This is a genomic window from Streptomyces sp. NBC_00775, assembly GCF_036347135.1.
GTDB lineage: Bacteria > Actinomycetota > Actinomycetes > Streptomycetales > Streptomycetaceae > Streptomyces > Streptomyces lutosisoli.
Map to the genome: position 1 here is coordinate 2,851,570 of NZ_CP108938.1, position 19,570 is coordinate 2,871,139.

Annotated in this window: 20 protein-coding genes; 11 read left to right on the forward strand and 9 right to left on the reverse strand. The window is 70.5% G+C overall.

What is annotated here, in order from left to right:
• Positions 1-47: 47 nt before the first annotated feature.
• The gene (gene miaA / locus OIC96_RS12685; RefSeq protein ID WP_327432195.1) at positions 48-986 is read right to left on the reverse strand and encodes a tRNA (adenosine(37)-N6)-dimethylallyltransferase MiaA; all 939 of its coding nucleotides are present in this window, start codon (positions 984-986) and stop codon (positions 48-50) included.
• Between the two features lie 246 nt (positions 987-1,232).
• Between miaA and OIC96_RS12690 the strand changes: the two genes are divergently transcribed.
• Together OIC96_RS12690 and OIC96_RS12695 are read left to right on the forward strand one after the other, a co-directional pair.
• Positions 1,233-1,427 (forward strand): gliding motility protein, encoded by a 195-nt coding sequence (locus OIC96_RS12690; protein WP_330307725.1) that lies wholly within the window; start codon positions 1,233-1,235, stop codon positions 1,425-1,427.
• Positions 1,428-1,451: 24 nt separating this feature from the next.
• The gene (locus OIC96_RS12695) at positions 1,452-1,715 is read left to right on the forward strand and encodes an antitoxin (RefSeq protein WP_330307724.1); all 264 of its coding nucleotides are present in this window, start codon (positions 1,452-1,454) and stop codon (positions 1,713-1,715) included.
• 247 nt (positions 1,716-1,962) lie between these two features.
• Here OIC96_RS12695 and OIC96_RS12700 read toward each other — a convergent pair whose 3' ends face one another.
• From OIC96_RS12700 to OIC96_RS12710, 3 genes are all read right to left on the reverse strand, one after another.
• The gene (locus OIC96_RS12700; RefSeq protein WP_330307723.1) at positions 1,963-2,691 is read right to left on the reverse strand and encodes a class III extradiol dioxygenase subunit B-like domain-containing protein; all 729 of its coding nucleotides are present in this window, start codon (positions 2,689-2,691) and stop codon (positions 1,963-1,965) included.
• An 84-nt stretch (positions 2,692-2,775) separates the two neighbouring features.
• On the reverse strand, positions 2,776-4,302 hold the full coding sequence (gene miaB / locus OIC96_RS12705; protein ID WP_330307722.1) for a tRNA (N6-isopentenyl adenosine(37)-C2)-methylthiotransferase MiaB: 1,527 nt from the start codon (positions 4,300-4,302) through the stop codon (positions 2,776-2,778).
• A gap of 40 nt (positions 4,303-4,342) precedes the next feature.
• The gene (locus OIC96_RS12710) at positions 4,343-4,747 is read right to left on the reverse strand and encodes a MazG nucleotide pyrophosphohydrolase domain-containing protein (RefSeq protein ID WP_330307721.1); all 405 of its coding nucleotides are present in this window, start codon (positions 4,745-4,747) and stop codon (positions 4,343-4,345) included.
• A 117-nt stretch (positions 4,748-4,864) separates the two neighbouring features.
• Between OIC96_RS12710 and OIC96_RS12715 the strand changes: the two genes are divergently transcribed.
• Positions 4,865-5,863 carry a TAXI family TRAP transporter solute-binding subunit gene (locus tag OIC96_RS12715; RefSeq protein ID WP_330307720.1) on the forward strand — a complete coding sequence of 333 codons (999 nt, stop codon included), beginning with the start codon at positions 4,865-4,867 and terminating at the stop codon, positions 5,861-5,863.
• 76 nt (positions 5,864-5,939) lie between these two features.
• On the opposite strand, the gene OIC96_RS12720 is transcribed toward OIC96_RS12715, so the two are convergent.
• Positions 5,940-7,346, reverse strand: coding sequence for a sensor histidine kinase (locus OIC96_RS12720; RefSeq protein ID WP_330307719.1), 1,407 nt, complete (start codon positions 7,344-7,346; stop codon positions 5,940-5,942).
• Positions 7,347-7,355: 9 nt separating this feature from the next.
• Complete coding sequence (locus OIC96_RS12725) at positions 7,356-8,042, reverse strand: response regulator transcription factor (RefSeq protein ID WP_330307718.1); 687 nt, start codon at positions 8,040-8,042, stop codon at positions 7,356-7,358.
• Between the two features lie 284 nt (positions 8,043-8,326).
• On the opposite strand from OIC96_RS12725, the gene OIC96_RS12730 reads away from it, so the two are divergent.
• The 8 genes from OIC96_RS12730 to OIC96_RS12765 all read left to right on the forward strand — a co-directional run bounded on the left by OIC96_RS12730 (position 8,327) and on the right by OIC96_RS12765 (position 14,956).
• Positions 8,327-9,103, forward strand: coding sequence for an amino acid ABC transporter ATP-binding protein (locus tag OIC96_RS12730; RefSeq protein WP_330307717.1), 777 nt, complete (start codon positions 8,327-8,329; stop codon positions 9,101-9,103).
• Positions 9,104-9,183: 80 nt separating this feature from the next.
• Entirely contained in the window at positions 9,184-10,026 is an 843-nt protein-coding gene (locus tag OIC96_RS12735) for a glutamate ABC transporter substrate-binding protein (protein WP_330307716.1), read from the forward strand.
• A 115-nt stretch (positions 10,027-10,141) separates the two neighbouring features.
• Positions 10,142-10,810 carry an amino acid ABC transporter permease gene (locus OIC96_RS12740; RefSeq protein ID WP_330307715.1) on the forward strand — a complete coding sequence of 223 codons (669 nt, stop codon included), beginning with the start codon at positions 10,142-10,144 and terminating at the stop codon, positions 10,808-10,810.
• A complete protein-coding gene (locus OIC96_RS12745) occupies positions 10,807-11,715 on the forward strand; it encodes an amino acid ABC transporter permease (protein WP_330307714.1) in 909 nt (302 codons plus the stop codon). Before OIC96_RS12740 ends, OIC96_RS12745 begins: the two co-directional genes overlap by 4 nt.
• Before the next feature lie 172 nt (positions 11,716-11,887).
• Positions 11,888-13,594: an FAD-dependent monooxygenase gene (locus OIC96_RS12750; protein ID WP_330307713.1), complete on the forward strand. Its 1,707-nt coding sequence runs from the start codon at positions 11,888-11,890 to the stop codon at positions 13,592-13,594.
• 288 nt (positions 13,595-13,882) lie between these two features.
• On the forward strand, positions 13,883-13,954 hold the full coding sequence (locus OIC96_RS12755) for a putative leader peptide (protein WP_309544753.1): 72 nt from the start codon (positions 13,883-13,885) through the stop codon (positions 13,952-13,954).
• Positions 13,955-14,030: 76 nt separating this feature from the next.
• Positions 14,031-14,564 carry a cysteine dioxygenase gene (locus OIC96_RS12760; RefSeq protein ID WP_330307712.1) on the forward strand — a complete coding sequence of 178 codons (534 nt, stop codon included), beginning with the start codon at positions 14,031-14,033 and terminating at the stop codon, positions 14,562-14,564.
• Positions 14,561-14,956 carry a rhodanese-like domain-containing protein gene (locus tag OIC96_RS12765; protein WP_330307711.1) on the forward strand — a complete coding sequence of 132 codons (396 nt, stop codon included), beginning with the start codon at positions 14,561-14,563 and terminating at the stop codon, positions 14,954-14,956. Before OIC96_RS12760 ends, OIC96_RS12765 begins: the two co-directional genes overlap by 4 nt.
• A gap of 110 nt (positions 14,957-15,066) precedes the next feature.
• Here OIC96_RS12765 and OIC96_RS12770 read toward each other — a convergent pair whose 3' ends face one another.
• The 3 genes from OIC96_RS12770 to recX all read right to left on the reverse strand — a co-directional run bounded on the left by OIC96_RS12770 (position 15,067) and on the right by recX (position 19,568).
• A complete protein-coding gene (locus OIC96_RS12770) occupies positions 15,067-17,601 on the reverse strand; it encodes an ABC transporter permease (protein ID WP_330307710.1) in 2,535 nt (844 codons plus the stop codon).
• Positions 17,598-18,284 (reverse strand): ArsR/SmtB family transcription factor, encoded by a 687-nt coding sequence (locus tag OIC96_RS12775; protein WP_330307709.1) that lies wholly within the window; start codon positions 18,282-18,284, stop codon positions 17,598-17,600. Before OIC96_RS12775 ends, OIC96_RS12770 begins: the two co-directional genes overlap by 4 nt.
• A 324-nt stretch (positions 18,285-18,608) precedes the next feature.
• On the reverse strand, positions 18,609-19,568 hold the full coding sequence (gene recX, locus OIC96_RS12780; protein WP_330307708.1) for a recombination regulator RecX: 960 nt from the start codon (positions 19,566-19,568) through the stop codon (positions 18,609-18,611).
• Between the last annotated feature and the right edge of the window lie 2 nt (positions 19,569-19,570).

Consider the following 19,570-nt stretch of genomic DNA (forward strand, 5'->3'; position numbering starts at 1 on the left):
GTCGGAGGCCGGGATGACGGCCGGAGCGTCCCGATGCCAGGACGTGATCAGGCTGTAACCGGTCGTTCGACCAACGCCAGTGCGAGCTGCGGGAGTTCTGTGAGATCCGCCGCAGCCCCACTGAGCCAATGCACGCGCGGGTCGCGCCGGAACCACGAATCCTGACGGCGCGCGAAGCGCTTGGTAGCGCGCACGGTCTCGGTTCGCGCCTCTTCCTCGGTGCACTCCCCCGCGAGCGCCGCGAGCACCTGCTGATAGCCGAGCGCACGCGATGCCGTGCGCCCCTCGCGCAAGCCGTGCGCCTCCAGCGCGCGCACCTCGTCCACGAGCCCCGCCTCCCACATCCGGTCGACCCGGCGCGCGATGCGCTCGTCGAGCTCGGGGCGCGCGACGTCGACGCCGATCTGGAGGGTGTCGTACACCGAGTCGTGGCCCGGGAGGTTGGCGGTGAAGGGTTTGCCGGTGATCTCGATGACTTCGAGGGCGCGGACGATACGGCGGCCGTTGCTGGGCAGGATCGCGTGGGCGGCCTCGGGGTCCGCCGCGGCCAGCCGCGCGTGCAGCGCGCCGGAGCCGCGCAGGGTGAGCTCCTCCTCCAGGCGGGCCCGTACCTCGGGGTCGGTGCCGGGGAACTCCAGGTTGTCGACGGCCCCGCGGACGTACAGCCCGGAGCCGCCCACCAGGATCGGCCAGCGGCCCTCGGCGAGCAGCGCGTCGATACGGGCGCGGGCGAGCCGCTGGTACTCGGCGACGCTGGCCGTGACAGTCACGTCCCAGATGTCCAGGAGGTGGTGCGGGATCCCTCCCCGCTCCTCGGGCGTCAGCTTGGCGGTGCCGATGTCCATCCCTCGGTACAACTGCATGGAGTCGGCGTTGACGACCTCGCCGCCGAGACGTTGGGCAAGGAAAACGCCCAGATCGGACTTTCCTGCCGCGGTCGGTCCGACGACTGCGATGACCCGGGGGGCGGGGGGTGCGCTACTCACCGCCCCAGTCTCGCAAACCTCACGACCTCTCCTCGAACGAGCTACGTGACGCCACGCGTCCGGGGTCGTTGCCTGTTGCGAGGTTCCAGCCGCCGGTTTTCGAGGACCGGTGACCCGGGCGACGCAATGGGACGCACCGGGCAACGCGGGATTTCGCCCTCACGAGTAACGTATGGAGTGGATATGGGCGTTTTTGCACGACTTCTCCGGAGGTCGAAGGCTACGGAGGAGGCGTCAACCGCCGAGGTGCAGGCCGACACACTGACGGCCGAGACCGAGGCGGAGGTGGCGGAAGAGGCGAAGGGTTCATCCCCGGCCGAGAGCGAGGCGCCGGCGGAGGAGACCGCCGAAGCCGCCGCCGCGGACGACGTCGAGATCCCCCAGCAACAGACCGCCGAGAAGGCCGCCGACAATGAGGCAGGCGAGGGCGCCCGCAAGTAACTGGCCCGCGAGGGAAGGTGAACCATGGGTCTCCTGGACAATTTGAAAGCCAAGCTTGCGCCTGCCAAGGACAAGGTCTCTGACCTCGCACAGCAGCACGGGGACAAGGTCGGTCAGAGTCTCGACAAGGCCGCGAAGGTGGTCGACGAGAAGACCAAGCACAAGTACAGCGACAAGATCCAGACGGGCACGGGCAAGGCGAAGGGCGCCATGGACCGACTCGCGCACAAGGACAGTGGCGGCGCCACGCCTCCGCCGGACGCACCGTCCCCGCCTCCGGCATCCTGAGCGACACACATCGGCGGACGGCCGCGGAGCACTCAGGGCTCCCGGCCGTCCGCCGTGTCCTGGCCCGTAGGGCTCCTGAGGATCGAGTCCGCCGGGAAACCCACGCTCACACCGCTACGGCCACTGACGCCGGGGTCCGCTCGGAGACCCGGTTCCCGCTTGTGTGGTCACTGACCGCGGAGACAGCCCGGAGACCCCGTACACGCCCGTACGGCCCAGAGAGCGGCGACTTTCTTCAGAAGGCCCGCTAGGACCAGGCCGCGACCAAATACCCCACCCCGTAAGGCGCATCGTCGTAGAGCAGCGCGCCGCCCAGCCCGGCGCCCTCCGCCGCGCCCGCGAGGACCTGCCAGGGAGCTCGCCCGGAGGCCTTCAGCTCGTGCGCCAGTTCGGCGTCCAGCGATTTGAGGGCCGCCACGTCCGCCGCGCCCAGCGCACGCGCGACCTCCGCGTCGAAGCCCGCCGCGCGCTCGTCGAGATAGCCCGGCGCCTTGAGCGTCCGGCACGCGCTGGCGTCGCCCATCACCAGCAGTGCCACCCGCTTGGCCCGCCCGACGATTTCCCCTCCCACTTGGATACACCGCTCAGCCGCGAGAGGTTCCCCCACGCCGAGCCCCTCGACGGGAGCGTCGGACGCTTCGGACCAGCGCGTGCGTTCCAGCAGCCACGCGGCGACGGCGAGCGAGGGAGGCAGCTCACGCTCCGACGCCCCGGGGCTCAGCTGGTCGCCCCCGAGATGTACGTCGAGATCGACGCCGAACCCGCGGAACGAGCCCCGCGTGCCCTGCGGGTGCGGTCCGCGCCCGCTCTGCTCGGCGGGGCCCACGACGACCAGCAGGTCGGGTCGGGAGGCGGCGAGTACACCGAGCGCGTCCGTGCACGCGGCGCGCGCGGCGTCCAGCTCTGGCGCCGCGCCGGCGGCGACGTCGGGGACAAGCAGCGGCGGACAGGGAAGAACTGCGGCGGCTACAAGCATGATCGGCAGCGTAACCCCGCTGAGCGGCCGAGCGTCACTCCTCGGTCAGTACGTCTCGATCGGCACGTCCGTGAGTTCAGGAACTCAGTCGCAGCCGCACCCACTGCCTGTGGCGACCGGCAGCGGCGCGGGAGCGCCGATCTTCGGCAGCCCCAGCATCACACCCGCCGGCTTCGCGGCCTCCGCGGCGTTGCGCTTCTCCCAGGCGTCCCCCGCGCGCGTGCGGCGCACGTTCAGGGCGGTGCCCTCGGCGAGGAGGTGGTGCGGGGCGGCGTACGTGATCTCGACCGTGACCACGTCGCCGGGGCGCACCTCTTCGTCGGGCTTGGTGAAGTGGACCAGGCGGTTGTCGGGGGCGCGGCCGGAGAGGCGGTGCGTGGCGCCGTCCTTGCGGCCCTCGCCCTCGGCGACCATCAGCTCCAGGGTGCGGCCGACCTGCTTCTTGTTCTCGTCCCAGGAGATCTCCTCCTGGAGGGCGACGAGACGCTCGTAGCGCGCCTGGACGACCTCCTTGGGAATCTGCCCCTCCATGGTGGCCGCCGGGGTTCCGGGGCGCTTGGAGTACTGGAAGGTGAACGCCTGCGCGAAGCGGGCCTCGCGGACCGCGTGGAGGGTCTGCTCGAAGTCCTCCTCGGTCTCGCCGGGGAAGCCCACGATGATGTCGGTGGTGATCGCCGCGTGCGGGATGGCGGCCCGCACCTTCTCGATGATCCCCAGGTAGCGGTCCTGGCGGTACGAGCGGCGCATCGCCTTCAGGACCGTGTCCGAGCCGGACTGCATCGGCATGTGCAGCTGCGGCATCACGTTCGGCGTCTCCGCCATGGCGGCGATCACGTCGTCGGTGAAGTCGCGCGGGTGCGGCGAGGTGAAGCGCACGCGCTCCAGACCCTCGATCTGCCCGCAGGCCCGCAGCAGCTTGCTGAAGGCCTCGCGGTCGCCGATGTCGCTGCCGTAAGCGTTGACGTTCTGCCCGAGCAGCGTGATCTCGGAGACGCCCTCGCCGACCAGAGCCTCGATCTCGGCCAGGATGTCGCCGGTCCTGCGGTCCTTCTCCTTGCCGCGCAGCGCCGGGACGATGCAGAAGGTGCAGGTGTTGTTGCAGCCGACCGAGATGGAGACCCAGGCGGCGTAGGCGCTCTCGCGGCGGGTCGGCAGCGTCGACGGGAACGCCTCGAGCGACTCGGCGATCTCGACCTGCGCCTCTTCCTGGACGCGGGCGCGCTCCAGGAGGACCGGCAGCTTGCCGATGTTGTGCGTCCCGAAGACGACGTCCACCCAGGGCGCCTTCTTCACGATGGTGTCGCGGTCCTTCTGCGCGAGGCAGCCGCCGACGGCGATCTGCATCCCGGGACGCTTCGTCTTCATCGGGGCGAGGCGGCCGAGGTTGCCGTACAGCCGGTTGTCGGCGTTCTCCCGTACGGCGCAGGTGTTGAAGACGACGACGTCCGCGTCACCGTCCGAACCCTCGGGCGCGCGCACGTAACCGGCGCCCTCCAGGAGCCCCGAGAGCCGTTCGGAGTCGTGGACGTTCATCTGGCACCCGTAAGTGCGTACTTCGTAAGTCTTGGGTTCCTGAACGTCCACTGCCTGGCTCCGGTCGCTGCTGCTCATGTGACAAGGGTAGGCGGTGCCCGGAGTGGCTCCCGTCGCCCTATGCCTCAGCGGCCCTCCAGCCCTGGCTGCGGAGGATCTCCGAGACATCCGGGGCACGGTAGTGCTCCCCCTTGAGGACCTTGCCGTCGTCCCTGCGGGCGACCCGGCCGTCGGGGCCCAGCTTCGTCATGTTGGACCGGTGGACCTCGGCGATCACGGCGTCGAGGTCGATCCCGTGGACGAGCGCGGTGCCGTACGCCACGTACACGACGTCGGCCAGCTCGTGCGCCAGCCGGTCCAGCGGGCCGGTGACCGAGACCTCGGCGACTTCCGCGGCCTCCTCGGCGAGCAGCTCGCCACGGTGGGCGGCCAGCTCCGGGGAGACCTCTGTCGGCGTGCTGCGGGCGTCGAGGCCGAAGGCGCGGTGGAATTCACGGACCAGGGAGGCGGGAGAGGGCTGCATCCGACGAGCCTATCGACGGGAGGCCGGGCCCCTGGAGCGCCCGACGGCTTCGGCACCCTGGCCAGGTCAGAGCCCCGCCCTGGTCAGGACCGCCCCCGTGCTGGCAGGATCGCGCGCATGTTCCAGGCACTCCCCCGTATCGGCCGGCGCCGCGCGCTGTTCGGCTCGGCGGCCGCTTTCGCGGTCTTCGGGCTGCTGCTGTGGTGGCTGCTGCCGCTGGGCGAGGAGTCCCCGAGCGGGACGATCACCTTCAGTACGGGCAGCCCGACCGGGGTCTACCAGAAGTACGGCAAGCTCCTCAAGGGTGCCATCGCCAAGGACATGCCGCGCCTGGACGTACAGCTGCTGGACAGCGACGGGTCGCAGGAGAACGTCCGGCGTGTGGCGACGGGCAAGGCCGACTTCACCATCGCGGCGGCCGACGCGGTGGAGACGTACATACTGCAGAACAAGCCGGGATCGGGCCGGCTGCGCGGCTGCGCCCGGCTCTACGACGACTATGTGCACCTGGTCGTCCCGCGCTCGTCGTCCGTACGGTCCGTGGCGGACCTACGGGGCAAGAAGGTCGCCGTGGGGCCGAGTGGCTCCGGGGTGCGGCTGATAGCGAACCATGTGCTCCAGGCGGCCGGACTCGACCCCGACAAGGACATCGAGCCGCTGGCCGACGGCATCGCGACCATGCCCGACCTGCTGAAACAGCACAAGATCGACGCCTTCTTCTGGTCGGGTGGCCTCCCGACGAGCCCCGTGCTGGAGCTCTCGAAGGCGTACGACATCAGGCTGGTGCCGATCGGCAGTGGCCTGATCAAGAAGCTGCACGAGCAGGGCGACGCCGCCCGCTACTACCGGGCCGCGGTGATGCCCGCCGATGCCTACCCCAAGGCGCAGCGCGGCTCGTCCGTGCAGACGCTGGCCGTGGCCAACTTCCTGATCACCCGGGAGGACGCGGACGCGAACCTCACCGAGGCCCTCACCCGCACGGTGATCGCCAGCCGCGACCACATCGGCGCCCGGGTGCACGCGGCGCAGCTGGTGGACCTGCGCACGGCGATCTACACGGATCCGCTGCCGCTGCACGAAGGCGCGCGACGCTACTACCGGTCGATCAAGCCTTAGCCGTTCGCCTCGCATAGCCGTTCACGTGGTGCGGCATGCGTATCTCGTCGGCGCTCCCCGGTCCCCGGCGAGCCGCTCAGGTGGCCGGCCCCGACCTCGGCACCGTCACCGTCACCCTCAGGCCGTGCGGCTCGTTGTGGGCGTACGCGATGGAGCCGCCGCCCGCCGAGAGCAGCACGCGTGAGATCGACAGACCGAGGCCCGATCCCTTGATGTTCTGGTGCCCGGTGCTGCGCCAGAAGCGGTCGCCGATGCGGGCCAGGTCCTCGTCGCTGAGGCCGGGGCCGCCGTCGGTGACCACGACGGTCGAGACCTCGCCGTTCGAGGCGACCTTCACCTCGACGCTCTCCCCCTCGGGCGTGAACTTCAACGCGTTGTCGATCACCGCGTCCAGGGCGCTCGACAGCGTGATGGGATCGGCCCAGGCGGTGGTGGCCGGGCAGGTCCCCGCCAGCCGCACGCCCTTGCTCTCGGCGAGCGGCTGCCAGGACGACACGCGCTCGGCCGTGAGCGCGCCGATGTCGGTGAGGCACAGGTCCGCCTCGGCGTGCTCGGCGAGCGCCAGGTCGAGGAGGTCGTCGAGGACCTGGGCGAGGCGCTTGCCCTCGGTGCGGACCGAGGCGATCTCCTCATTGCCCTCCGGCAGTTCGAGGGCGAGCAGCTCGATGCGCAGCAGCAGCGCGGAGAGCGGGTTGCGCAGCTGGTGCGAGGCGTCGGCGACGAAGGCGCGCTGCTGCTCCAGCACGTCCTCGACGTTGTCCGCCATCTCGTTGAACGACCGGGCCAGGCGCCTGAGTTCCGGTGGACCGCCGGCGGCCGCGACCCGGGACTTCAGGCGTCCGGTCGCGATGTCGTGGGTGGTGGCGTCGAGGACGCGTACGGGTCTGAGCACCCAGCCGGTGAGGCGCAGCGCGGCACCGAGGGCGAGGAGCATCGCGAACACCTCGCCCGCGCCGATGATCAGCCAGCCGTGCAGGGTCTTCGAACGCATCTGCCCGGTGGGCGAGTCGGTGACGACGACGGCCATGACGTCGCCGTCCCTGATCACCGGGGAGGCCACGACGAGACGGTGGCGCTGCCACGGCCAGACCTGCCGCGGGTCATGGCTGCGACGGCTCAGGCGCGCCTCGTTGAAGGCGTCGCGTCCCTCACCCGTCTTGGGGAGGAGCCAGGCATCCGGCGCGTTGGCCATGGCCGTGCCGTTGCGGTAGAAGACACCGGCCCGGATGCCGTACACGCTGTAGTAGCGGGCGAGTTCCTTGCGCAGGGTCTCGCGGCGCTCGTCGGGGAAGGTTCCCGAGGAAGCGGTCGCCGGGTCGGTGACGAACTGCGCGAGCGCCGCGAAGCGCGCCGTGTCGTCGATGCGGTCGACGACCACCCGTTGCTGCTGAGCCGCCGCGACACTCACGGCGAGCGGAATGCCAAGCGCGAGCAGCACGGCGGCCATCAGGACGATGAGCAGCGGGAGAAGACGTGTGCGCACCCGTGCCCGCTACGACGCCGGGGCGACGAGCCGGTACCCGACGCCGCGTACGGTCTCGATCAGCGCCGGCATGCGCAACTTGGAGCGCAGGGATGCGACATGCACCTCCAGGGTGCGCCCGGTCCCCTCCCAACTGGTGCGCCACACTTCGCTGATGATCTGTTCCCGGCGGAACACCACTCCGGGCCGCTGGGCCAGCAGCGCGAGAAGGTCGAACTCCTTGCGCGTCAGTTGGACAACCAAACCGTCCACCGTGACCTGGCGGTTGGGGAGTTCGATGTGCACAGGGCCGAGCCGCAGCGCGGTGTCGCCGGCGGCCGAGGCGTCGTCCGCGGCACTGCGCCGGCTGACGGCGTGGATACGGGCGAGCAGCTCCCCCGTGTCGTAGGGCTTCACTACGTAGTCGTCAGCGCCGAGGTTGAGGCCGTGGATCCGGGAGCGCACGTCGGCGCGCGCGGTGACCATGATCACCGGGGTGCTGGTCCGCTTGCGGATCTTGCCGCAGACCTCGTATCCGTCCTGGTCGGGCAGGCCCAGGTCGAGCAGGACGACCCCGAACCCGTCGCTCTCCGGGACCAGTGCCTGCAGGGCCTCTTCGCCGCTGCGGGCATGCGTGACGTCGAAGCCGTGCCGGGCCAGCACCGCGGACAGGGCGGCGGCGACATGGTTGTCGTCCTCGACGAGGAGCAGTCTCATTCCGGCCCCCTCCGGTTCATTGGTCGTACGGTCTCGGCTTGTAGAACGCGCTGCACGCACGCGTGCACCATGGAAGTCACGCCGATGGACAAGGACGGCGTCAAGTGGCTTCGGGTTGCGAAGGGCTTCCGTTACGCAGCCGGTACGCGACCGCACAGGGCCACTACGACACGTGCCCGATTGCTACCGGATCGTGATGCTCAAGTTCCCCTCAGATGTAATGACGCTGGTCGTAAGGGCTCACTACTGTCCTCCGAAACCGAGGAGGACGGAGCCCAAAAGCGATGACCGAAGTATCGGTGGCCAAGGATGCCGTGGCCGCGACCGAGGAATTGGTCGTCCTGAAGAGCGTCAACAAGCACTTCGGCGCGTTGCACGTGCTCCAGGACATCGACCTGACGATCGCCCGCGGCGAGGTCGTCGTGGTCATCGGGCCCTCCGGGTCCGGAAAGTCCACCCTGTGCCGCACCATCAACCGCCTGGAGACGATCGATTCGGGCGACATCTCGATCGACGGCAAGCCGCTGCCCGAAGAGGGTAAGGCGCTCGCCCGGCTGCGGGCCGACGTGGGCATGGTCTTCCAGTCCTTCAATCTCTTCTCGCACAAGACGGTGCTCGAGAACGTGATGCTGGGTCAGATCAAGGTGCGCAAGACCGACAAGAAGGCGGCCGAGGAGAAGGCCCGCGCGCTGCTCGACCGCGTCGGTGTCGGCACGCAGGCGGACAAGTACCCCGCACAGCTGTCGGGCGGCCAGCAGCAGCGCGTCGCGATCGCGCGGGCGCTGGCGATGGACCCCAAGGTCATGCTCTTCGACGAGCCGACCTCCGCGCTGGACCCCGAGATGATCAACGAGGTCCTGGAGGTCATGCAGCAGCTCGCGCGTGACGGCATGACCATGATCGTCGTCACCCATGAGATGGGCTTCGCTCGTTCGGCTGCCAACCGAGTGGTGTTCATGGCCGACGGTCGGATCGTCGAAGAGGCTGTGCCGGACCAGTTCTTCAGCAATCCCCGCAGTGACCGCGCCAAGGACTTCCTGTCGAAGATCCTGCATCACTGACGGCCCCGTCGCGCCCCTGCCGATCCGCGTCACCCGCCCTCGACGGACCGCACCTCTTCACCACTCAAAGGATGTTCATCATGAAGCTCCGCAAGGTCACCGCCGCTTCGGCCGCTGTGCTCGCCCTCGCGCTGACCGCCACCGCCTGTGGGGGCGACGACAGCAAGGACTCCGGTTCCAGCTCCAGCGGCGGCGGCAAGATCAAGGTCGGCATCAAGTTCGACCAGCCCGGCCTCGGCCTGAAGCAGCCGGACGGTTCCTACGCCGGCTTCGACGTGGACGTGGCAACGTACGTGGCCAAGCAACTCGGCTACAAGCCCGATCAGATCGAGTTCGTCGAGACCAAGAGCGCCGACCGTGAGAACGCGCTGGCCCGCGGCGACGTGAAGTTCATCGCGGCCACGTACTCGATCACCGACGAGCGCAAGCAGAAGGTCGACTTCGCCGGCCCCTACCTGCTGGCCCACCAGGACCTGTTGGTCAAGACGGGCTCCGACATCTCCAAGGGCACGGACCTCAACGGCAAGAAGCTGTGTTCCGTGACCGGCTCCACCTCGGCGCAGAACGTCCACGACACGATCGCCCCGAAGGCCCAGCTGAAGGAGTACAGCGGCTACTCGGAGTGCATCGCCGCTCTGCAGAGCGGCGCCGTGGACGCGGTGACCACCGACGACTCGATCCTCGCGGGCTTCGCCGCGCAGGACAAGTACAAGGGTCAGTTCAAGCTCGCCGGTCTCAAGCTGAGCAACGAGAACTACGGCATCGGCGTCAAGAAGGGCGACACCGCGACCGTGAACAAGATCAACACCGCCCTGGAGAAGATGGTCAGCGACGGCTCCTGGCAGAAGGCGGTCGCCGCGAACTTCGGTCCGGCCAACTACAAGAACGAGCCGGCCCCGAAGATCGGCGTCATCGTCAAGTAACCCTGGAATCCGCAGGCAACGCAGGGTTCCGCAGGCGCGCCGCCGCCCGCCGCGATCACGGCGGCGGCGCGCCGCGTCCGCCACGTACGCCACACACCCGGAAGCGCGGGAGATCGTGTTCGACTTTCTTGAAGGTTACGACGTCCTCGGGGCGTTCTGGACGACGGTGAAACTCACCGCCCTCTCCGCCGTCGGCTCCCTCATCCTGGGCACCGTGCTGGCCGCGATGCGCGTCAGCCCGGTCCCGCTCATGCGCGGGTTCGGCACCGCCTATGTGAACATCGTCCGGAACATCCCCCTGACGGTCATCATCGTCTTCAGCTCGCTCGGTCTCGCCGACATCTTCGGTATGACGATGGGCGCGCCCGACGACTTCAAGCTCCAGGGCTTCCGGCTGGCGGTGCTCAGCCTGGTCGTCTATCACGCGGCCTTCGTCTGCGAGGCACTGCGCTCCGGCATCAACACCGTGCCCGTCGGCCAGGCGGAGGCGGCACGCGCCATCGGGCTGAGCTTCAGCCAGAGCCTGCGGCTCATCGTGCTGCCGCAGGCCTTCCGTTCGGTCATCGTCCCGCTGGCCAACGTACTGATCGCGCTGACCAAGAACACGACCGTGGCCGCCGCCATCGGCGTGGCCGAGGCAGCCACCCTGATGAAGACGATGATCGAGAACGAGGCCCAGACGCTGGCCATCGCCGCCGTCTTCGCCCTCGGGTTCGTGGTACTGACCCTGCCCACCGGCCTCATCCTCGGCTGGCTCGGCAAGCGACTGGCGGTGAAGCGATGACCTCCGTCCTCTACGACGCCCCCGGCCCCCGCGCCAAGCGGCGCAATGTGATCTTCTCAGTGGGCTTCTTCGTCCTGCTCGCCCTCTTCCTGTGGTGGATCTGGCGGACGATGGACGACAAGGGCCAGCTGAAGTGGTCCCTTTGGGAGCCGTTCACCACGTCGGACGCCTGGACGACGTATCTGCTGCCGGGCCTCGCCAACACGCTGAAGGCCGCGGCACTCGCCATGGTCATCGCCCTTCCGCTGGGCGCGCTCTTCGGTATCGCACGCCTGTCCGACCACCGGTGGGTCCGGGCTCCGGCCGGTGTGGTGGTCGAGTTCTTCCGGTCGATCCCGGTGCTGCTGCTGATGCTGTTCGCCAACGAGCTCTACGTCCGCTCCACGGACATCCCCAGCGAAGAACGGCCCCTGTACGCCGTCGTCACCGGCCTGGTGCTCTACAACGCCTCGGTCCTCGCCGAGGTCGTACGCGCCGGAATCCTGGCCCTCCCCAAGGGGCAGACGGAGGCCGCCTACGCGGTCGGTCTGCGCAAGGGTCAGACAATGACGAGCATCCTGCTCCCGCAGGCCGTCACCGTCATGCTGCCGGCCATCGTCGGCCAGCTCGTCGTCATCGTGAAGGACACAGCGCTGGGCGGCGTCCTGCTGACGTTCCCCGAGCTGCTCAACTCGCGCAGCACGCTCGCGGCCAACTACGCCAACGTCATCGCGAGCTTCATCGTGGTGGCGGCCATCTTCATCGTGCTGAACTTCGCCCTCACCAGCTTCGCGAGCTGGCTGGAGGGCAGGCTGCGGCGCGGCAAGAAGAGCACGGGCGCGGTCCTCGGCGCCGATGAGGTGGAGCTCAACCCCGCCGAGGTGAGGGGCAGCTTCGGAACCGGTGCCGACGGCGCCATCCGATGAACAGTCAAGTGACATGAGCCGCACGGAGGCAGTGGCGTGACGGCCGCTGCCTCCGTCACTTGACGCAAGCACCGGCAATGGGTTGCATACGTTCTGTGATCGTGCACCCCGCTCCAACTGCCTGTTCCTCTACGTCCCTCAGGACACCGCTCCGGGCAGGGGGCACCGCGCCGTGGACCCGGTGATCATCGTCGGAGCAGGGCCCGTGGGGCTCACGCTCGCCCTTGCGCTCGCCCGCCAGGAGGTCCCTTCCGTGGTCCTCGACGAGGGCCCGGGCAAGGACGAACAAAGGCCCGCGCGGACGGTCGTCCTGCGCGAGGACACGGCCGCGCTCGTCGAGCGGCTCACCGGCTTCCCGCTCTCCGAGGCCGGTTTCCGTTGGGCCGGATGGCGGTCGATGCGGCGCAAGCAGGTGATGCGTGAGATCGCGTTCGACACGCAGGGTTCCTCCGACGCGGAGAGCTCCAGGCGCACGGCCGGCACCAGTGGCGCACAGGGCTCCAGGGACATTCACGCGTCCAGGGACGCGGAAGGCTCCGCGGACACCGAGCAGTACGCCGCCCCGCTGCACATCGCCCAGCACGCGCTGACCGGGGCTCTGCGCGACGCGATCGTCCACGAGCGGCTGATCAAGGTCGCCGTGAACAGCCGCCTCGACTCCATCGAGCAGGAGACGTCGGGCGTCACCGCGCACACCCGGGGCGGCAAGGGCACCTGGTGGCGCGGCAGTTATCTCGTCGGCTGCGACGGACCGCGCTCGACGGTGCGCAAACTCCAGGACATCCGCTTCCCCGGACGTACCGCCGTCGAACGACACGCCGTCGCTGCGCTGCGTACGGAACTTCCGTGGCCCGGCGAGGCGTTGTTGCATCGGATGCCGCCGTGGCGGACGTCGGGCCCCTCGGCCGGGGAGGTGACCGCGCGCCCCCTCGCCGACGACGCGTGGCGCCTGGACTGGCTGCTGCCACCGGGCAAGGACCTGGTCACGCCCGACCTGCTGTTGGCACGCATCCGGGAGACCCTCGCGGGCTGGAGCGGCGGCTCCACACCCGCGTACGAACTGCTCGACACCGGAGTCCACACCGTCCACCACCGCCTCGCCCGCCGGTGGCGGGTCGGCCGTGTCTTCCTCGCGGGGGACGCCGCACACCTGCTGGGCGCGCTCGGCACCCAGGGCCTGGACGAGGGACTGCGGGACGCGGACAACCTCGCCTGGAAGCTGGCGCTGGCCTGGCACCACGGGCCGCACGAGACGCTGCTGGACAGCTACCAGGTGGAACGGCGCGCCGTCGTCGCCGCCCGGCTGCGCGCCGCCGACCAGGCGTTGCCGCTGCTGCGCGGCGGCGGGGGCCTGCGCTCGTACGTCCCCGGGTCGGCCCGCGGCCACGACACGCTGCTCACGGACGGCCACCTGGGGCGCGGCCCGCTGGGAGCGCCGGGAGCGTACGCCGACTCCCCGCTCGCGCCGCCGCACGCCGACTCGGCGGCTCCCGTGGACACCGCGCCCGGAGCCCCGGTCGTCGATGTCCGGGTGACCGCGGAGGACGGCTCGTTCGTACGACTGCGGGAGCGCCTCGGGCGCGGGGTGCTGCTCGTGATGCTGATCGCTCCGGGGACGGGCGTCTGGGAACGGAAACACTGGGTGACGGCCGGAATCATGCCCCGGCTCGCGGCCGCCGTGACCGCCCTGCCGCACCCCGCCGAGCTGCTGGTCGCCGAGAGCTATCCAGGCGCGGCCGCCCACACCGTGCTCCTCGTCCGTCCCGACGGCCACCTGGTCACCGCCTTCAGCGGGGTGCGCCCGGCCGACCTGTACGAGGCGGCCGAGGCGACACTGGGCGGACCGGCAAAGGCGGAGGCCACGGCGAGCACGGGCTGAACTTCTGGTGCGGGCGAAACGGGGGCCGAGCAGGCGGCGACGCTCCCACCAGCGGAGACCGGGGCCGTCCGAGCCCGGGGTGACGGGTGGGCCGGGTCGCCCGGAATCCGCCCTGCCCGAGTCCGCGTACCGCCGCCCTGACCTGCCCACGAGCCGGGCTGTCGAAGCCCCGCGCCCGGCCGCCCCAGGCCGTCCACCGCAGCCACCGTCACCGAGCGTCCACATGGTGACGGTGAGTTGACCGGCCCGCACCCCCATGGTGTACTCCGGATCGTGACCGACACCTGTGTGCGCCTGTGGCGGAGGGTCCATATGGACCTCGTCCGCTATGCGGGCTGCGTGTGTCGCCCGTCCTGCTGAATTCGCATCCCTCCCTCCTTCGCGCGCCGCCCTTGTGCCGTCGCGCGCTTCACGCGAACCCTCAGGACGGTTACGAGTGTCTGTGTCCCCCTCTGTCTCTGTCTCCGCACCCCCGCAAACGCCCACCCAGGCCGATCTGCTCGACTTCGTACGCCGCACTGCCGCCGACGCCGAGCTGATCGCCTCACTCCCGCTCGACCCCGAGGGCCGTACCTGGGTGCGCCTCGAAGGCCCGGGCGGCAGCGAGGCCTGGCTCATCGGCTGGCCCCCCGGCACCGGAACCGGCTGGCACGACCACGCCGAATCCGTCGGCGCCTTCCTCACCGCGTCGGGCGAACTCAAGGAGAACTCCCTCGCCGCCCGGCTGCCCGCCGACGGCTGGAAGACCCTGGAACTCGCCGAGGACATCGACCGGGAACGGACGTTGCCGACGGGCAAGGGCCGCTCCTTCGGCCGCCACCACGTGCACGAGGTACTCAACGAGTCCCCTGAGAAGCACGCGATCTCGGTCCACGCCTACTACCCGCCGCTCCCGCAGATCCGCCGCTACAGCCGTACGGGCCAGGTGCTGCGCCTGGAGCACGTCGAGCGTCCGGAGGACTGGCAGTGACCGCCCGGCGCGTGGGCATCGACGAATTGCTGGAGCGGGTCCGCGAGGGCCTGGACCGGGTGGAGGCCAAGGACGCGTACGAAGCCGCGCAGGCGGGCGAGGCGCTCCTGGTCGACACCCGCTACGCGGCCCTGCGTGAGCGCGACGGCCTGATCCCCGGCGCCCTCGTCGTCGAGCGCAACGAACTGGAATGGCGGCTCGACCCCCAAGGCAGCCACCGCGCCCCGGAGGCCACGAGCCATGACCTGCGGATCGTCGTGTTCTGCGACGAGGGGTACGCGTCGAGCCTCGCGGCCGTGTCGCTGCGGCAGTTGGGGCTGCACCGGGCGACCGATCTGGTCGGCGGATTCCAGGCCTGGAAGTCGGCCGGGTTCCCGGTGACCGCCGCCTAGGCGGCCGCCGCCCCATGGATTTCCCCGACCGCAGGGAAAAAGTTCTTCACGTCGTACGTAGTGGTGGGCGCCCCTTGATGTAAGGGGCGCCCACCACTGCGTACCGCCCCTTACTCCTTGGCCGTGGCCACCGTGACAGGGCGAACCCGCAACGCCACCCGGCCCGGCAGCGCGGAGGCGACAAGGGCGAGCGCCCCGGCCACCGCGATGACCGTCACGTACAACAGGGGTGTGACCGCCGGAGCCGCGCTGCCCGTCATGCCGACGCTGAACGCGGTCAGGACGGCGAGCGCGATTCCGCTGCCGAGCGCGGTGGCGAGCAGCAGCACCGACACCGCCTCGGTCCGCAGCATCCGCAGTACCTGCCGACGAGTCGCCCCGGCGAGGCGGAGCATCGCGAACTCGCGGACCCGCTCGGAGACCGACATGGCCAGCGTGTTGACGACGGCGATGGCGGTGAAGGCCAGGACCAGTCCCATGGCGAGGTAGTTGACCTCGGCGTTCGCCTGCTGGCGGGCGGCCTGGATCGAGTCCGCGGCGGCCGGCGCGAGGACATGGACCGCCGGGAACTTACGGAGAGTAGCCGCGAGTTGTGTCTGTGTACGGGCGGTGGTGACAAGGACGGAGGTGGCGAGCGGGTTGTCCACATGGCGCGCGACCAGGTCATGGGCGAAGGTGAGGTCGCCGAAGCCGAGACCCTTGGCGTAGACGGCGGCGACGGTGAGCGTGACGGGCGTGCCGTCGCCGAGGGTGACCTTCAGTGTGCCGCCGGGCTTCAAGTGGAGCTGGTCCGCGGCGAGTTCACTGACCGCGACGGTGCTGTCCTTGAGGCCGTTCAGGGAGCCCGCCGTGACGTCCGGGTCCCAGGTGCGGGTCAGCCCGGCCGGCGTGACGCCCTGGGCCGCGTACTTGTCGAGACCCACGCGCACGGTCGTACGGACCACTTCGGTGACGACGTCGTGGCCCGTACGCAACTGCCGCGCGGCCTCGGCCGGGACGCCGGGGCCCTGGGCGGCGAGCACCCAGTCGGCGCGGATGCCCTCGCGCGCCTGGGCCCGGGCCGCGTCGCCGAGCGTCGGCTGGACGAAGAGAACCGTGCAGGTCATACCGATGAGGAGGGTGAGGGGAGTGACGACGGAGGCCATGCGGGCCGCGTTGCCGCGAAGGTTGGCGCGGGCAAGACGGCCGCCGGGACCGGTCAGCCGCAGCGGGCCCGCGAGTACGGCCGCTGCCGCCTTGACCAGCAGGGGGCCGAGCAGTGCCACAGCGGAGGCGAGGACCACAACGGCAAGGAAGGTCACGGGGGTTGAGGCGGGCTCGGTGCGCAGCACGCTGAGCACGGCGACGAGGACGGCACCGCCGGTGAGCAGCGCGAGGCCGGCGAGGATGCGTCCCCATGCGGGGCGGGTGCGCTCGACCCGGGCTTCGGCGAGCGCCTCGGCCGGGCGGATCCGGGTGATGCGGCGGGACGAGATACGCGCGGCGGCCCAGGCGCCGAGGAGTGTCGCGGCGACCGCGGCGAACAGCGGGAAGACGCTGACGGTGTGCTGAAGCGTGGCCGGGACGGCGCCCATGGCGACGAACCGGCTGTGCAGCCAGCTACCCAGCGGCAGCCCTGCGAGTGCGCCGGTCACACCGGCGGCAGCCCCGACGATGAGGGCCTCCCTGCCGAGAAGTGCGCGGATCTGGCCCGGCGTGGCGGCGATGGCGCGCAACAGGGCGAGTTCGCGATGGCGCTGCTGCACGGAGAGGGCGAAGGTGCCGACGACGACCAGCACGGCCACCAGCAGCGAGGTGCCGCCCATGGCACCGCCCATGCTGACCAGCTTTGTCCGGGCGGCGGCCGCGTCCAGGAACTCGACCGGGCCACGGCCGTCTCCCGCGCTGACCTGCGCGGTGGTGCCGTGCAGTGCCTTGGCGACGGACTGCTTGAGGGCAGCGGTGTCGGTGCCCTCAGCGGGCAGTACGCCGAAGGCGGTGACCTGCCCGGGGTGCGCGGCCAGCCGCCGGGCCTCGGAGGTCGAGAAGAAGAGGGAGGTCTGGTGGCGTACGGCTGCGGCGGGCTCGGCGATCCCGGTGATCCGGTAGGTGCGCGGGGACTGCGTCGACTGGACGGTGAGGCGGTCGCCGGCCTTGAGGTGGGCGCACTCGGCGAAGTGGCGGTCGACGACGAGGTCGCCGTCGGCCTCGGGCGCGGTGCCGGTGATGAGTGTGTACGGGGTCAGCGCGGCGGACTCCCAGGCGTGACCGTAGGCGGGCCGGTCCTTGTCGACACTCCCGCTGGGTGCCAACGGCTGGGCCAGGAAGGTCAGTTCGGGGATGACTCGGCCTACACCGGGAGCCTGGCGCAACCGTGCCGCCAGGTCGCCGGACAGCCAGGCCCGTTCCGCGATGGGCTTGGCCTTGTGCTTGACCTTGGTCTTGCCCTTCTTGTGCTTGACGGTGGTCTGGTGGACGTTCTGATCGGCGGAGACCACGACGGGGGTCGCGGCATAACGTTCACTGCGGATCGTGCCGCGCAGGCCCGTTTCGAGGAGGGTGCCGCAGGCGGTGATGAGAGCGGCCGCGCACATCAGGGCGAGGAAGGCGCCGAGAAAGCCGCCCTTGCGGGCTCGGACGGTCCGCAGGGCGTAGCGCAGCATCATGAGGGTTCGCTCTCTTCTCTGTTGTGGTGCGCGTCGTGGTCCGTGCCGTGGGGCGCCGGGCGGCTCCCTGGCGCTCCGCCAGGGGTCGGGAAGGCGAGGAACCGGGTGAGTACTGTGCGCGCGTCGGGCGGGGTGTCGGCTTCCGGGCGCTTGTAGCGGTTGAGGAGCGCGATGTACTCCTCGAAGAACGCGCGGAGTTCGGGCAGCGTCAGCCGGATGCTGCCGCGCGAGTACGGGAGGGCGTCGACCCAGGGATCCTCGCCCGCGCCTGGCTGGAGCTGCATCTGCTCGAAGAGTTCGAGGTCGGCGGCGTACGCGTGGTGGTTCAACTCGTCCATGACGAGCCGCATCTCGGGACTCTGGCGGCTGCGCGGCGGGAAGCGCCGGTCACCGGGGACGGCCCGCCACCAGCGCTCCCGGCCGTGGCCGTTCGCCTCGGCCTGCTCTTCCACGAAGCCGTATCGGGCGAGTTCGCGCAGGTGGTAGCTGGTGGTTCCGGTGTTGAGTCCCAGCGCCCGGGCGAGCGTCGCCGATGTGGCGGGGCCGTGCACAGTGAGGTGCTGGAGCATGCGCTGCCGCCGGGGCTGCGCGAGGGCCTTGAGCGTGGCGAGGTCGGAGAGCTCGGTGGAGGCGTGCGGCGCCTTCGGGGGTGTTTCCTCTTCTGCGCCGGGTTCCTGTGCCATGGGTACACAGTCGTCTGTGCACAGGTGTCTGTGCATTGCGGCGGCCCGGCGTCTTCAGCCGGGGGTTAACCCCACCCCGGCCAGCGGGAGTTGAGCAGCTCAGCCCTTGCGTCCGGGCCGGCGTCCGGCAGGCGATCAGGCAGACATCCGGGCATGGGTCCGGGCATACGTCCGGGCCCTGAACGCGATCGGCGCCCCCGCGCGTCCACCGTGTTCAAGGCCCGGGATGGGTTGTGTATTTGGGATCGGATTACGGTGCGGCCGGTCAGGGCTCCGGGCCACCCCGGGAACGCTGGGCCAACGCTCTCCGAGCCCTCATTGGGGTCAGAACCCCTCGTCCCCTAGCCCCTCCGTGTCCTCGCCCTCTTCCTCCAGCGCCTGGCGGACCACACGCAGGGCCATGCCTTCGGAGTAGCCCTTGCGGGCGAGCATGCCCGCGAGGCGCCGCAACCGCTTGTCGCGGTCGAGGCCGCGCGTCGAGCGCAGCTTGCGGGCGACCAGCTCGCGCGCGGTCGCCTCCTCCTGCTCGGAGTCGAGCTGCCCGACGGCCTCGTCGATCAGCGTCGAGTCCACGCCTTTGGTCCGCAGCTCCTGGGCGAGAGCCCGCCTGGCCAGACCCCGGCCGTGGTGCCGGGACTCCACCCAGGCGTCCGCGAAGGCACTGTCGTTGATCAGGCCGACCTCCTCGAACCGTGACAGCACCTCGTCCGCCACGTCGTCCGGGATCTCGCGCTTGCGCAGTGCGTCCGCGAGCTGCTTGCGGGTGCGCGGGGTCCCGGTGAGCAGGCGCAGACAGATTGCCCGCGCCCGCTCAGCCGGGTCCCCTGGGGGCTCCCCCTTCTCGGCCCTCGACGAGGAGGGGGCGCCTCCGTCCTGTGGGTCGCCGGACGGTTCACCGAAACCGCCACGCCTGCGACGCCCTCGTCCACCACGCGCTCCGCCGTCACCACGCCGACCGCCGCCTCGGCGTGAGGCGCCGCCCGGCGAACCGTGACCACCCGGCTGGCGTTCACCGCGCCGCGAGCCTCCGTCCGGCGAGGCTTCGCCGTCCGGACCACCGTCCGAACCGGCGCCCGGATCGCCGCCGTAGAACCCCTCGACGCCGCGCTCGGCGCCGTAGAACCCGTCGTCGGGGCCGTACGTCCCGCCGTCGTACGCTCCCGCGCCGCCGTACCCCCCGTCACCGTCTCCGGCCGAGCCACTGTCGCCCCCGTGGTACCCCTGCCCTGGCCCCTCCGGGTCGGCAGGGTAGGCGTACTCGGCCCAGTCGGTTCGTCGCGTCATGG

Bases quoted from the DNA above. Each gene is read 5' to 3' on its own strand.
- OIC96_RS12695 (WP_330307724.1), top strand. From the start codon at position 1,452: ATGGGTCTCCTGGACAATTTGAAAGCCAAGCTTGCGCCTGCCAAGGAC.
- OIC96_RS12710 (WP_330307721.1), bottom strand. From the start codon at position 4,747: ATGCAGCCCTCTCCCGCCTCCCTGGTCCGTGAATTCCACCGCGCCTTC.
- recX (WP_330307708.1), bottom strand. From the start codon at position 19,568: ATGACGCGACGAACCGACTGGGCCGAGTACGCCTACCCTGCCGACCCG.
- OIC96_RS12770 (WP_330307710.1), bottom strand. From the start codon at position 17,601: ATGATGCTGCGCTACGCCCTGCGGACCGTCCGAGCCCGCAAGGGCGGC.
- OIC96_RS12745 (WP_330307714.1), top strand. From the start codon at position 10,807: ATGACCTCCGTCCTCTACGACGCCCCCGGCCCCCGCGCCAAGCGGCGC.
- OIC96_RS12715 (WP_330307720.1), top strand. From the start codon at position 4,865: ATGTTCCAGGCACTCCCCCGTATCGGCCGGCGCCGCGCGCTGTTCGGC.
- OIC96_RS12735 (WP_330307716.1), top strand. From the start codon at position 9,184: ATGAAGCTCCGCAAGGTCACCGCCGCTTCGGCCGCTGTGCTCGCCCTC.
- OIC96_RS12700 (WP_330307723.1), bottom strand. From the start codon at position 2,691: ATGCTTGTAGCCGCCGCAGTTCTTCCCTGTCCGCCGCTGCTTGTCCCC.
- OIC96_RS12730 (WP_330307717.1), top strand. From the start codon at position 8,327: ATGACCGAAGTATCGGTGGCCAAGGATGCCGTGGCCGCGACCGAGGAA.
- miaB (WP_330307722.1), bottom strand. From the start codon at position 4,302: ATGAGCAGCAGCGACCGGAGCCAGGCAGTGGACGTTCAGGAACCCAAG.
- OIC96_RS12725 (WP_330307718.1), bottom strand. From the start codon at position 8,042: ATGAGACTGCTCCTCGTCGAGGACGACAACCATGTCGCCGCCGCCCTG.
- OIC96_RS12775 (WP_330307709.1), bottom strand. From the start codon at position 18,284: ATGGCACAGGAACCCGGCGCAGAAGAGGAAACACCCCCGAAGGCGCCG.